The 13,579-nt window shown below is 63.5% G+C and carries 7 protein-coding genes; 2 read left to right on the plus strand and 5 right to left on the minus strand.

Translation table 11 applies throughout. The features are described 5' to 3' along the window. Positions 1 to 72: 72 nt before the first annotated feature. The gene (locus GGD66_RS02575) at positions 73 to 3,846 is read right to left on the minus strand and encodes a vitamin B12-dependent ribonucleotide reductase (RefSeq protein ID WP_183256801.1); all 3,774 of its coding nucleotides are present in this window, start codon (positions 3,844 to 3,846) and stop codon (positions 73 to 75) included. Positions 3,847 to 4,607: 761 nt separating this feature from the next. Here GGD66_RS02575 and GGD66_RS02580 point away from each other — a divergent pair. Next, positions 4,608 to 5,504: a DMT family transporter gene (locus GGD66_RS02580; protein WP_183256802.1), complete on the plus strand. Its 897-nt coding sequence runs from the start codon at positions 4,608 to 4,610 to the stop codon at positions 5,502 to 5,504. 19 nt (positions 5,505 to 5,523) lie between these two features. Here GGD66_RS02580 and GGD66_RS02585 read toward each other — a convergent pair whose 3' ends face one another. Together GGD66_RS02585 and GGD66_RS02590 are read right to left on the minus strand one after the other, a co-directional pair. Further along, positions 5,524 to 7,323: an adenylate/guanylate cyclase domain-containing protein gene (locus GGD66_RS02585; protein WP_183256803.1), complete on the minus strand. Its 1,800-nt coding sequence runs from the start codon at positions 7,321 to 7,323 to the stop codon at positions 5,524 to 5,526. An 8-nt stretch (positions 7,324 to 7,331) separates the two neighbouring features. Next, a complete protein-coding gene (locus GGD66_RS02590; protein WP_092262029.1) occupies positions 7,332 to 8,303 on the minus strand; it encodes an ABC transporter substrate-binding protein in 972 nt (323 codons plus the stop codon). A 566-nt stretch (positions 8,304 to 8,869) separates the two neighbouring features. Here GGD66_RS02590 and GGD66_RS02595 point away from each other — a divergent pair. Further along, on the plus strand, positions 8,870 to 10,447 hold the full coding sequence (locus GGD66_RS02595) for a sensor histidine kinase (RefSeq protein WP_183256804.1): 1,578 nt from the start codon (positions 8,870 to 8,872) through the stop codon (positions 10,445 to 10,447). A gap of 91 nt (positions 10,448 to 10,538) precedes the next feature. On the opposite strand, the gene GGD66_RS02600 is transcribed toward GGD66_RS02595, so the two are convergent. Beyond that, positions 10,539 to 12,797, minus strand: coding sequence for a CHASE3 domain-containing protein (locus GGD66_RS02600; protein ID WP_018322989.1), 2,259 nt, complete (start codon positions 12,795 to 12,797; stop codon positions 10,539 to 10,541). Further along, positions 12,794 to 13,216, minus strand: a complete 423-nt coding sequence (locus tag GGD66_RS02605) for a response regulator (RefSeq protein WP_018322990.1) — start codon at positions 13,214 to 13,216, stop codon at positions 12,794 to 12,796. The genes GGD66_RS02600 and GGD66_RS02605 overlap by 4 nt, the downstream gene beginning before the upstream one ends. Positions 13,217 to 13,579: the final 363 nt, after the last annotated feature.

The raw sequence follows: 13,579 nt of genomic DNA on the forward strand, positions 1-13,579 counted from the left end.
TGGAGACCAACCGCAAAAGACCCGCTGACTCGATCAGCGGGTCTCTTCAAGGTTGCGGTTATAACGTGGTGCTCACGAACATCCCGTCGTGCTGCCGCAAGTATCGCACTTCATACAGGTCCCATTCCGCACCAGCGTGAAGTTGCCGCACTCGCTGCACATCTCGCCTTCGTAGCCCTTGGCCTTGGCTTCGGCGCGGCGCTCGGCCTTGGTGGGGACGAGGGTCTGGGCGGTGCTGCCGGCCTTGCTCCATTGCAGCGCCTCGAGCTTCTCCGTGGGGGAGAGGTCGTGGGCGGCTTCCTGCTTCAGGGCGACGGCGCCTTCGAGGGCGTCGCCGACGCGGGCGCTAGTGCCGTGCGCGGCCAGCGCCGTGACCTTGCTGCCGCCGGTGGGGGCGCCGTCATTGCCCGGCGCGATGGCGGCGGAGCCGCCACGCATCACGACGAGGTTGTCGGTGCGGGAGCGGGTGAGGCCGCGCGAGACCAGGCGGGTCGCGTGGTGGCCGCCGTCCTCGTCCGGCTCCTTGCCTTCCTCGACGCCCTTGCCGAGCGCGTCGAAGCCGGTCTCGTTGGGATCGACATGGGCGAGATCGAAGCGCGACATGTAGCTCACCGCGAGCTCGCGGAAGACATAGTCGAGGATCGAGGTCGCGTACTTGATGCTGTCGTTGCCCTGCACGGGGCCCGCCGGCTCGAAGCGGGTGAAGGTGAAGGCGTCGACATATTCGTCCAGCGGCACGCCGTATTGCAGGCCGAGCGACACCGCGATGGCGAAGTTGTTGATGAAGGAGCGGAGCGCCGCGCCTTCCTTGTGCATGTCGATGAAGATCTCGCCGAGACGGCCGTCGTCATATTCGCCGGTTCGCAAGTAGACCTTGTGGCCGCCGACGACCGCCTTCTGGGTGTAGCCCTTGCGGCGATCCGGCATCTTCTCGCGCTCGCGCATCACGATGATGCGCTCGACCAGCTTCTCGACGATCTTCTCCGAGACCTGGGTCGCGCGTGCGGCCATCGGCTTCTCGTAGAGGCTCTCGACCGCATCGTCCTCGTCCTCATCATCGCTGATGAGCTGCGAGTTGAGCGGCTGGGAGAGCTTGGAGCCGTCGCGATAGAGCGCGTTGGCTTTCAGGGCCAGCTTCCACGACAGCATGTAGGCGGACTTGCAGTCCTCTACAGTTGCGTCGTTCGGCATGTTGATGGTCTTGGAGATCGCACCCGAGATGAAGGGCTGGGCAGCGGCCATCATGCGGATGTGGCTCTCGACCGACAGATAGCGCTTGCCGATCTTGCCGCAGGGATTGGCGCAGTCGAACACCGCATAGTGCTCGGCCTTGAGGTGCGGGGCACCTTCCACCGTCATGGCGCCGCAGATGTGGACGTTGGCCGCCTCGATCTCGCGCTTGGTGAAGCCGACGGCCTGGAGGAGGTCGAAGCCGGGGGCCGCGATTGCCTCGGCACCGATGCCGAGCTGGTCGCGAATAAAATCTTCGCCAAAGGTCCACTTGTTGAAGGCGAACTTGATGTCGAAGGCGGTCGGCAGGGCCTTCTCGACCTTGGCGATGGCTTCATCGGTGAAGCCCTTTGCCTTGAGGGTCGAGGCGTTGATGCCAGGCGCGTTGGAGAGCGAGCCGTGGCCGACGGCGTAGGCCTCGATCTCCGCGATATCAGCTTCGCGATAGCCGAGCGCGCGGAGCGCCGCGGGGACCGCGCGGTTGATGATCTTGAAGTAGCCGCCGCCGGCGAGCTTCTTGAACTTCACCAGCGCGAAGTCGGGCTCGATGCCGGTGGTGTCGCAATCCATCACGAGACCGATTGTGCCGGTCGGCGCGATCACCGTGGTCTGGGCGTTGCGATAGCCGTGCTGCTCGCCGAGTTCGAGGGCCGCATCCCAGGCCGCCTTGGCATGGGTGACGAGGTCCTGTTGCGGGCAGGAGGCGTGGTCGAGCGGCACCGGGTTGACGCTGAGCGCCTCGTAACCGGAGGCCTCGCCGTGCGCGGCGCGGCGGTGGTTGCGGATGACGCGCAGCATGTGCGCGGCGTTCTTCTTGTAGCCGGGGAAGGTGCCGAGCTCGGCCGCCATCTCCGCGGAAGTCTTGTAGGTGATGCCGGTCATGACAGCGGTGAGGGCGCCGCAGAGCGCGCGGCCTTCCTTGCTGTCATACGACAGGCCCATGGTCATCAGGAGGCCGCCGATATTGGCGTAGCCGAGGCCGAGCGTGCGGAACTCATAGGAGAGCTCGGCGATCGCCTTCGACGGGAACTGCGCCATCATCACCGAGATTTCGAGCACGATGGTCCAGAGCTGGCAGAGGTGCTCATAACCCCTGACGTCGAACTGCTTGGTCTCGGCGTTGTAGAACGTCAGCAGGTTCGCGGAGGCCAGGTTGCACGCCGTGTCGTCCAGGAACATGTATTCCGAGCACGGATTGGACGCGCGGATGTCGCCGGACGCCTTGCAGGTGTGCCAGTCGTTCATCGTGGTGTTGAAGTGCAGGCCCGGGTCGGCCGACGCCCAGGCGGCGTAGCCAATCTTCTCCCAGAGGTCGCGCGCCTTCAGCGTCTTCGTCACCTTCTTGGAGGTGCGGGCGTTGAGATTCCAGTCGCCATCGGTCTCGACGGCGCGGAGGAAGTCGTCCTTCAGCGAGACCGAGTTGTTGGAGTTCTGGCCGGAGACGGTGAGATAGGCTTCGCTGTCCCAGTCGGTGTCGTAGGTGTCGAACTGGATGTCCTTGTAGCCTTGCTTGGCAAACTGGATGACGCGCTTGATGTAATTGTCGGGCACGAGGCTGCGGCGCGCCAGCTTGATCTCGCGGCGGAGGGCAGGGTTCTTCTCGGGGTCGAAGCAATCGTCGCCCGAGCCCTCGCAGTTGACGCAGGCCTTCAGCACCAGCTTGAGGTGCTTCTGGTTGATCTTGGATCCCGTGACGAGAGCGGCGACCTTCTGCTCCTCCTTCACCTTCCAGTCGATATAGGTCTCGATGTCGGGGTGATCGACGTCGACCACGACCATCTTGGCGGCGCGGCGGGTGGTGCCGCCCGACTTGATCGCGCCGGCGGCGCGGTCGCCGATCTTGAGGAAGCTCATCAGGCCGCTCGAGCGGCCGCCGCCGGAGAGCTTCTCGCCTTCGCCGCGCAGGCGCGAGAAGTTGGAGCCGGTGCCGGAGCCGTATTTGAACAGGCGCGCTTCGCGGACCCAGAGGTCCATGATGCCGCCCTCGTTGACGAGGTCGTCACCGACGCCCTGGATGAAGCAGGCATGCGGCTGCGGATGCTCGTAGGAGGATTTCGAGCGGGTCAGCTTGCCGGTGAAGGGGTCGACGTAATAGTGGCCCTGGCCGGGGCCGTCGATGCCATAGGCCCAGTGCAGGCCGGTGTTGAACCATTGCGGCGAGTTCGGCGCGACCATCTGCATGGCGAGCATGTAGCGGAGCTCGTCGTAGAAGGCCTGGGCGTCCTCGTCGGTCGAGAAATACTTGCCCTTCCAGCCCCAATAGGTCCAGCAGCCGGCGAGGCGGTCGAACACCTGCTTTGCGCTGAGCTCGCTGACATAGCGCTCCTTCTCGGGCAGCGCGGCGAGTGCGTCAGTATCGGGCACGGAGCGCCACAGGAAGGAGGGGACGGATTCCTCCTCGACCTTCTTCAGGCGCGCGGCGACGCCGGCTTTGCGGAAATACTTCTGGGCGAGCACGTCGGAGGCGACCTGCGACCACTCGGTCGGGACCTCGACGCCATCAAGTTTAAACACGACCGAGCCGTCGGGATTCCTGATCTCCGACGTGGTCTGGCGGAAATCGATTCCCGCGTAAGGTGACTGTCCTGCCGTGGTGTGGCGCCGCTCAATCCGCATCGTCTTGCCCCGTCCTTAAGTTTTGACCGGTCCCGCCTCCGTTCAGGCGTGCCGGTCGACATTTCGTTTCGCGGCGCTGTCAGCCATTCGGCCTTTGGCGCCGCAGTTCAGCCGGTGGATCCGGCTCTTGTTCTCCCGACGCGATGGCTCGATGCGCGCACCGATCATCCGCCGGCATGTCCAGACACATCCGCCCCCAAGGGGATGGGCCCGACATGCGTTCAACGCCCCACAACGTTACTTCTACCGATGCCATTCGAGCCTTTTGCCGGCCCGTTCTGGCGCCCGAAAAGTCCGCCTTTCGCGGGCAGACAAGCCCTCATCCGCTGCCTTTGGCTGGCTTGGCGGAGTTGAGATTTGCGAGACCCTTTGGGGGAGTGCCGGCGGGACGCAAACTCACTCGCGCCGAACGGACCGAAAGCTAGGACTCTCCGTTGCGCCCGTCAAGAACTAGTGCGAGTTCCTGAATCAAATACTAAATATGGTGGATTGCGGGGGATAACAGGGGGCAAGCCCGCGCCTGTTGTGGAGGCAAGTATCAGTGAGTCCTCACAGATTCCCAACCGAAAAAATTTGCATCCCGTGGTGCTGCGGATGCTTCATCCCGCTGTTCACAGGGCAGGTATATTTTTGAGCGATGGGATTGCGTCAGCGGGACTCACGTAGCCCTACGGAAGGTGAGGGCAGGCATGCCCGCCGAGGTGGTGGTGAGAGGGGCGAATCCGGGCCAAGCTGAGGGTCGATTTTGCCGGACCACCCACATGCTTGATTCGACCCGCCGGGATGCGCGGCCGCGCATCGCCCCGGCCGGCCTGATGTTCCTTGCCATCACCTCGATCGGCTGGGGCTTCAATTGGCCGGTGACGAAATTCCTGCTCTCCGAGCTGCCGCCGCTGACGCTGCGCGGGGTGACCGGCGTGCTGGGGGCGGTGCTGCTGGCGGCGCTGGCGGTCCTCCGCCGGCAGAGCCTCACGGTGGACCCCGCGATCTGGCCGCGCCTCCTCACCGCCGCCGTGCTCAACGTCACCGGCTGGATGGTGCTGATGGGCCTGGCGCTGCTCTGGCTGCCGGCGAGCGAGGCGGCGCTGATCGCCTATACGATGCCGGTCTGGGCCTCGATCATCGCCTGGCCGGTGCTCGGCGAGCGGCCGACCGTGCCGCGCACGCTGGGGCTGGTGATGGCCTTCGTCGGCCTCGCCTCGATCATGGGCGGCAACGGCATCGCCGCCAGCGTTGAGAAGCTGCCTGGCATCATCATGGCGCTGTGCGGCGCGCTGGGCTTTGCCGTCGGCACGGTGTTCTCGAAGAAGTACCCGATCCATCTGCCGCCGATCACGGCCGCGGCCTGGCAGATCGGGATCGGCTGCCTACCGATCTCGATCATCGGCCTCCTGGTCGAGACCACGCATCTGTCCCAGGTGACGCCGGTCGGCTGGTGGCTCCTGGTCTATTCGACCGTGGTGCAGTTCTGCATCGCCTATGTCAGCTGGTTCGCAGCACTGGCCCGCCTGCCGGCCTCGGTCGCCGCGATCGGCACCATGGCGGTGCCCGTCATCGGCGTCGTCGCCTCCGCGATCGCGCTCGGCGAGCCGCTGGGGGCAGGGCAGATCGCGGCGCTGATCTTCACGCTGGCGGCGGTGGTGCTGGCGACGCGTTAGCCCCCCGGACGCCGGGGTATCAGTGGTCCTGAGGCTCTTTCTCCCGCCGGCGTTGTCCGGAGCCCGGCGGTTTCAACCGCAGGTCAGCAGGTGCGACAGCAAAGACTTCGAGGGCCTGGTCGTAGCCTTTGATGGTCCGCTGTCCGAGCGATGCCAACGGAACGCTATCCCTTACCCTTCCAGCGATAGTGGGATCAGCCAGGATCTGCGCGTCCTTCGCGAGATTGCAGAGCCGCGACGCCAAATTCACCACGGCTCCCATCGCCGTGTAGTCCAGCCGACCGTTATAACCAACCGTTCCGACCGTTGCCGGTCCCATGGCAACGCCCACACCAAAGCCGATCGCGTGGCCGGCGTCGCACCATTTGCCGGCAAGGGACTGCACCGTCATTTGCAGGTCGATCGCGAGTCGGACCGCTTGAGTTGCCGGCTGTTCGCATGCGACCGGGGCATTGACCAGGAGCATGACTCCGTCGCCATCAAAGCCGATGAGCGTTGCCTCGTGACGAGTCGTCACGGCGCCGACGGCCTCGTAGTATTCGCGCATGACGGCCATGATGACATCGGGCTCATTGCGCGTGGAGAACGCCGTGAAGCCGCGTAAGTCGCCAAAAATGACGGCTACTTCACGTCGCTGCCCTTCGAGCAGTTCATGAGAATGCTCGACCAGTTCGGCGACCTGTGACGGCAGGAACTGCTTCAGCCGTTCGATCCGCACAGATTTCTGCTGCGAGATCGCCAGTTCAGAAGCCATTTCATTGAAGCGCAACGCCAGTTGCTGCAACTCGTCACCGCTGAAGATCTTGATGCGATGCTCGAATTGTCCAGTTCTGATCCGCTCCACGCCCTCTTCAAGTTGCTTGATCGGGCCGGACATTCTGTGCGCGCGCCAATAGGCGAGCGCCAGCGCGATGAGAACACCAAAGACAATGAGAATTGACGAGCGCCACAACGCCGCGCGAATTGATGCAAAGGCTTCCGAGACCGGCTGCATCGCGATCACCGTCCATCCCACATCGGCGGCCTGAACGGATAGTGCCACCACCGGGTTGCCTCGGTCCCCGGTTATCGCCGCCGCTGCACTCGCCGCGCCGGCGAGATGCTTGATCCGGCCGAAGCTGCCCGAGCTGGCGCGGCCGCGCAGGACCAGACTGATATCGGGATGTGCGATCAGATGACCGGAATCATCGACAACAATGGCGTAGCCGGTCTCGCCAATTCTAATGGCTGCGATGACATCCCAGATCAGCTTCAGATTGACCTCGGCGATCGCAACCCCCGCGGCCGGCAGGCTCCCGGCAACCGCGATCCTCATGTAGGGCTCTGAATCTCGCTGGTACTGAACCGGTCCGTACCAAACCTTGTTGGCGCGTGCGCCCAGAACAGCGGGATCCGTAGACATATCAATGCCGCGCCCGGTCCTGTTCAGATGCAGCCTGGAAACAAAGACCCGTTCGGCACCGGTCTCATCCAGCAGCGAAACCGAAACGATTGCGGGCACCTGCTGGAGGAGGCGCAAGGCATCGATCTTGTGTTGCGCATCGTCTCCGACAGACCAGGGAAGCTGCACCATCCAACCCAGCTGATCTCGGATGCCATCCGTGAACGCCTCGATCCTGTCGGACGCCGACCGAGCATCGGCCTGCAGCACCGCGCTGATCTGGCGGCGCTGGTCTCGGTAACCGAAAGAAGCCTCGACGGCCGCGCCGAGTATCAGAGGCACGACCGCAGCGACAAACAACGTCGCGAAGTACTTGCAGAACAGCGAGCGACGCGGGGGCATCGTACACGAAGAGGACTGCGCAGCACCGTCCGTCATAACTACTCTCAGGAGATCACCTTGCTGGCGCGAAACAGGATCGACGACACATCCAGGTCGATACCCAGAAGCCTGGCTGTCTTCAGATTGACTGCCAGTTCAAACTTCTCGGGGCGCATCACCGGAAGATCTGACGGATTTTCACCGCGCAGGATGCGATCGGCATAAGTGGCAAGCCGAAAATAGGTCGTGCGCTGGTTTGCGCCGTAACTCAAGAGACCTCCAGCGTCACAATATTCAGACCAGCCAAACATCGAAGGCAGCCGGTGCGCGATTGCAAACTCCGCAATCTTCGCACGATGCACCAGCGTCACGACATCGGGAAACACGAGGAGAGCATCCGCGTCCACTTTGCCGGCGGCCATCAACCCATTCTCGATTTCGCGAGCGCCACAGAACGGAACGTAGGCTGCCTCAATGCCGAGCTTCCGGCACGACTCCAAAGTCGCACGCCATTCCAGTGGCTCTCCCGGATGATCCGTGTTGGAGAGAACCGCCAGTTTTCGCAGCTTTGGATAAATGTCCTTGAGCAGCTCAACGCGCTTTCCTGCCAGCTCGAGCGACAGGAATGTGCTGCCGGTGAAATTGGTGCCGGGGTGAGCAAGGCTCTTCACCACACCCAAAGCGACGGGGTCACCGCTCAATGCAAACAGCACGGGGATGTCGGTGACCGCAGTCATGACGCGTGTCGCCGGACCGCTCGAGACCACAAGGTCGATATCCCCTCGCTGCAACTCGGAGACGATCTTGCGCAGTGCCTGCGGATCTCCGGGGGCATAATGCGTCTCGAAGGTCACGGTCTTGCCCTCGACGTATCCCAGCGCGCGCATTCCCTCGCGAAAGCCGTCCAGGAAGGGATCTGGTTGGGACTCGGTGGAGACCCAGAAGATTCGATGCAGCTTGGCTCCGCCCTGCGCCCGTGCGATCGCAGGCCAGGCCAGTCCTCCACCAATCAACAAGATGAACTCTCGTCTTTTCATGCGAGCACCTGTCGAAGCTGCGCCGTCAATTCCGGCCGCAGACCAAGATCCTAGCTGTGCATCTGATGACTGCGCTCGGTATCGCGCTCCGCAAGCGGACTGTCGCGACACCGGCTCCAACATTTGTCGCTGAGAGCATGCTCAGAGATTGGGCTGGTGGGACGATTTGTCCTTGAGGTGCGCTTGAGTTTTGCTTGAGACCGGCCCGATCGAGATCAAAACGGCCTTACTTGGTGCATAGCGCGGTGTCTAAACACCTCGGGCGCGGATCCGGGCGAGCTACGGCGTCTCAAGAGGACAACCGGAACTCACATCAGGAGCCAGTGCCCCCGACCTCTTTTATGGTGTGATTGCAGCGCCCCTTCGGCAGTTCACGCCCTAGAGTACTCATCAAGGCAATGTCCGCTCCAGAGGGACGAGCGGAGATCTTCTGATCGGCCAGAGCATTACTGCTTGTGACCCAAGCCGGACGTTAAGCGGCTAGTCTGCGGCTGACTGGGCGAACCGCCCTTCCGTTCCGATGGCCAAGACAGATAAGATGCCCGCGCTCGACCCGGGGGCCGGAAATGACGCGCGTGGTAAAGACGGGCAACAAGGCAGCCAAGGCGAGAGCCCGCAGGAGAAGTTCGCCAAAAGGTCGCAAATCGGCCAAGACCAAGCGCGGGATAGCCCCATCTGTCACTCGTCGCGAGGCAGCGTCGATTGCCGATCTACAGGCGCAGCTTGAACGTCGGACTGTGGAGCTGGATCAAGCGCTGGAGCAGCAGACCGCGACTTCGGAAGTGCTGAAAGTCATATCCAGTTCGCCTGGTGAGCTTGGGCCCGTGTTCGAGGCCATGCTGGAAAATGCCGTGCGCATCTGCAGCGCCAGTTTTGGGACGCTGCTCCTATACGAAGGCGACCGGTTCCGGCGGGTGGCGCGAATGGCCGCGCAAAACGTGCCGCAATTGTATGCGCCCGACCAGGAAACGCCGCCACACTTCATCGCGCCGTTTGATGGGACGCCTTCGCTGGGGCGCCTCGTCGAGACCAAGGCGCTGGTTCACATTGCCGATATTGCCATCGAGTATCCCGACGATCTGATCTACAAGGTCGCCGCAGCCCGCACCGTTCTGATTGTGCCGATGCTCAAGGAGAGCGAGCTTATCGGCGCCTTTGCCGTCTACCGCAAGGAGGTGCAAGAGTTCAGCGACAAGCAGGTCGAGTTGCTAGAACATTTTGCGGCACAAGCGGTGATCGCCATCGAGAACACGCGGCTGCTCCGCGAGCTGCGCGAGCGCACTGACGATTTGACTCGTTCCCTCGACGACCTGCGCGCCGCGCAGGACCGCCTGGTGCAGACCGAGAAGCTGGCGTCGCTCGGTCAACTCACCGCCGGCATCGCCCACGAGATCAAGAATCCGCTCAACTTCGTCAACAATTTCTCCGCGCTCTCTGCCGAGCTCATCGACGAGCTGAACGATACGCTGAAAGCCGCTGCTCTGAACGACAAGCTCCGCGAGGAAGTCAACGAACTGACGAAGTTGCTCAAGGAGAATCTGGAAAAGGTCGGGCAGCACGGCAAGCGCGCCGACTCCATCGTCAAGAACATGCTGCTGCATTCCCGCGAGGGGCCGGGTGAGCAGCGGCCCGCCGACATCAATTCGCTGGTGGATGAAAGCCTCAATCTTGCCTACCACGGCGCACGCGCCGAAAAGCCCGGCTTCAGCATCACGCTGCAGCGCGACTTCGATGCGAATGCGGGTGCGGCCGAGCTGTTTCCGCAGGAGATCACGCGCGCGTTGCTTAATCTGATCTCGAACGGTTTCTATGCCGCGACTAGGCGAAAGGCCGAAGCAGCCAACGATACCTTTGAGCCTGTCCTTAGCGCTGCCACCAAAAACCTTGGCAAGACAGTCGAAATCCGGATTCGCGACAATGGTGTCGGCATTTCACCCGAAGTCAGAGAAAAGATTTTCGATCCCTTCTTCACCACTAAACCGGCCGGAGAAGGAACGGGGCTCGGCCTCTCAATGACCCATGACATCATTGTCAAACAACACGGCGGCAGGATCGACGTCGAGACCGAGCCTGGCGCTTTTACTGAGTTTATCATTACCCTGCCGCGCGGGGACGGCACCGCATCCGGCCCGCGGCCGGAATGATTGCTTCTGGCCCTTCTCGGACCTCCTGCTACGTCCGCTACTGCACCGTTGTTGGGGATAGGCGGACATCGCCGATTTATGAGTACACGCGCTAGCTCGCCGTCATCGTCCCGCCGCCCAGCGCCTTCCTGATCATCTCGGCGAGCTGGTTTCTCCGATAGGGCTTGGTCAGCAGCATCACGCCGTCGTCGAGCTTGCCGTGATGGACGATGGCGTTGTCGGTGTAGCCGGAGGTGTAGAGCACTTTCACGCCGGGCCGCAGCTTGGCCACCTCGTCGGCGAGGTCGCGTCCGCTCATGCCGCCGGGGATGACGACGTCGGTGAAGAGGAGATCGAACGGCTGGCCGGCCGCGATCAATTCCAGCGCGGATTTGCCGTCGGGCGCGGCAACCGTCTTGTAGCCGAGGCTCTCGAGCTGCGCGGTGACGAAGTTGCGCACGAGATTGTCGTCCTCGACGACGAAGATGGTCTCGGCGCCGCCTTCGACCTGCGGCGCGGCGGCGGCTGCGACGTCCGCCGCGCCTTCGCCCGGCGGGAGATAGAGCTTGATCGTGGTGCCGTGGTTTTCTTCGCTGTAGATCTTGATGTGGCCGCCGGACTGCTTGACGAAGCCGTAGACCATGGAAAGGCCGAGGCCTGATCCCTTGCCGACTTCCTTGGTGGTGAAGAAGGGCTCGAACGCCTTCTGCTGGATGTCGGGCGACATGCCGGTGCCGGTGTCGCTGACGGCGAGCATGACGTAGGGGCCGGCCACCACGTCCGCATGGGCCTGTGCATAGGCCTCATCCAGCACGACGCGGTGGGTCTCCAGCAGCAGCTTGCCGCCGTTCGGCATGGCGTCGCGCGCGTTGATCGCCATGTTGAGCACGGCATTGGTGAGCCGGGACGGATCGATATGCGCGGTCATCGGCCCCTGTTCAAGCACGGTCTCGATCTGGATCTGCTCGCCGAGGGTGGGACGCAGAAGTTTCGCGATGTCCGCGATCGCGGCGTTGATCTCGACGTTGCGCGGCTGCAGCGGCTGCCTGCGCGCAAACGCGAGCAGATGCTGGATCAGCTCGGCGCAGCGCTCGGCAGCATCGTCGATCAGCCGCGCCGCGCGCTGGAGCTCGGGCTGCTGCTTCAGGCTCGCCACCAGCGTCTCGGTGTTGCCGGAGATCACGGTCAGCATGTTGTTGAAGTCGTGCGCGACGCCGCCGGTCAGCTTGCCGATCGCGTCCAGCTTCTGCGACTGGTACAGCTGCCGCTCGGTCTCGCGCGACATGGTGGCGTCGTGATAGACCAGCACCGCGCCCGTGATGTCGCCTTGCCCGTCCAGCATCGGCCGGCCGCTGATCATGAGATGGCGGGGAGCATTGCCGCTGTGCGGGCGGACGATCATCTCCAGATCCTCGAACTTCTCGCCGCGCAGCACGCGCACCGAGGGCAGCTCGTCGGCCTTCATCGGCGTGACCCCGTCGCCGTGAAACACATCTGACAGCGCGCGCAGATTGCGCAGGTTCATGCCGGCGCGATGCAGCAGCATGCGCTCCGCGGCCGGATTGGACAGCAGGACGTTGCCCTCGGCGTCGATGACCAGCACCGCCTCCGCCATGCTGTGAAACGTGCTTTGCAGCACGTTGACCGACAGGCGCAGTTCGTCGTGCGCGGTCACCAGATGCTCGGTGCGCTCGGCCACCGCCGCTTCGAGGGCGTGCTTGGCGGCTTGTGTTTGCTCGAGCGTGCTCTGCAGCTGCACCGTGGCGCGCTGGCTCTCGCGCATCACCAGCGCCACTAGCAGCAGGATCAGCACGGCGCCGGCGACGTCGATGCCCAGCAGCACGATGCCGGTGCGGCGTGAATCCTGGGAGCGCGCGGTGAGCAGGCGTTCTTCATCCGCGCTCAGATGGTCGAGATTGCCCATCACCGTGTCCATCAGGCCGCGGCCCTCGGCCTTGCTGTTGAGCGCGGCAATGCCGGCCTGGTCATTCGCCGCGCGCAGGCGCATCGCTTCGGCGGCGATCTCGACCCGGCGCAGCGCCAGCGGTTCGGTGCCCTCCAGCAGCGTGACCTGATCGGGATTGTCGCGCACGCCGCGCTTCAGCTCGGCCAGCGCCGGTGCGATCTGGACCCGCACGCCCTGAAACTCGTCGGCGAGCGTCTGGCTGCGATAGAGTTCATAGCCGCGGGCGGCGCTCTCGGCGCGGCGCAGCAGCACGCGCAGATCGGAGATCTTCTTCTGCACCTGGACGGTGTGGTTGACCCACGCCGCGTCGGACCGCGACTTGACGTCGAGGGCGATCGAGGCCGCGGTGATGATCAGGAGGATGGCAAGTCCAGCACCGAGAATGACGCGCTGCGTTGGGATCAAGGGGCTTCTTTCTTGTCCTTCGGCTGTGCGCTCTCGCCCGGACCGGCGAGGCATTCCCGGATCGTGGTCAGCAGCGCTTCCGGCGTGAACGGCTTGCGCAGGCAGCGCGTTGCCCCGAGCTCCAGCGCCATGCGGAGGAAATCGGGAGAGGGCGAGGCGGATGAGGCGAAGGCATAGCCGGACATCGCGATCAGCGGAGTAGCCGGCGCGCGCTCGTGAAAGATGCGGATGGATTCGAAGCCGCGCATATGCGGCATGAAGATATCAACGAGCATCACCTCAAAGGCCTGCGCTTCCAGCGCAGCCAGTCCTGTTTCGCCGCCGTCGGCCAGCGTGACGTCGAAGCCCTGACGTTGGAGGAGGACCTCGATGGTCGCGCCGACCATCGGATCGTCATCAACCACGAGAATACGCGGCATGACACTTCCCAGTAATCGAAGTCCCCACTGTGATTGGTGATATCCGCGAATCGTGCCTCGGGTCAATTTTGGATTGGATCGGGGTAGATATGCACGGTGCGGTGCATAGGCTGCGGCGCGTGTTCCGTGTCTTATCTTGGGCCATGCGTCATCTATGCGTCATGGTTCGCCCGGGAGCGCACGCGGCACGCGAAGTGGGAGCAGCTTCGATGAAAGGTTGAAGCAAAGTCGAGGGGATCGCGAGGCCGAATGCGATCGGCAAGACGACTGGCGAAACTGCAGCGGCTCGCAGAACAGACATGGGCGGCGCCCGGCCATCACCGGCGCCGCCCATGGGGTTTGTTGCATCGTCGATTGTTCAGA

The sequence above is a fragment of the Bradyrhizobium sp. CIR48 genome, from assembly GCF_014198315.1.
Classification (GTDB): Bacteria; Pseudomonadota; Alphaproteobacteria; order Rhizobiales; family Xanthobacteraceae; genus Bradyrhizobium.

Coding starts and splice junctions, on each gene's coding strand:
- GGD66_RS02585 (WP_183256803.1), bottom strand. CDS start 7,323: ATGACGGACGGTGCTGCGCAGTCCTCTTCGTGTACGATGCCCCCGCGT.
- GGD66_RS02595 (WP_183256804.1), top strand. CDS start 8,870: ATGACGCGCGTGGTAAAGACGGGCAACAAGGCAGCCAAGGCGAGAGCC.
- GGD66_RS02575 (WP_183256801.1), bottom strand. CDS start 3,846: ATGCGGATTGAGCGGCGCCACACCACGGCAGGACAGTCACCTTACGCG.
- GGD66_RS02605 (WP_018322990.1), bottom strand. CDS start 13,216: ATGCCGCGTATTCTCGTGGTTGATGACGATCCGATGGTCGGCGCGACC.
- GGD66_RS02590 (WP_092262029.1), bottom strand. CDS start 8,303: ATGAAAAGACGAGAGTTCATCTTGTTGATTGGTGGAGGACTGGCCTGG.
- GGD66_RS02580 (WP_183256802.1), top strand. CDS start 4,608: ATGCTTGATTCGACCCGCCGGGATGCGCGGCCGCGCATCGCCCCGGCC.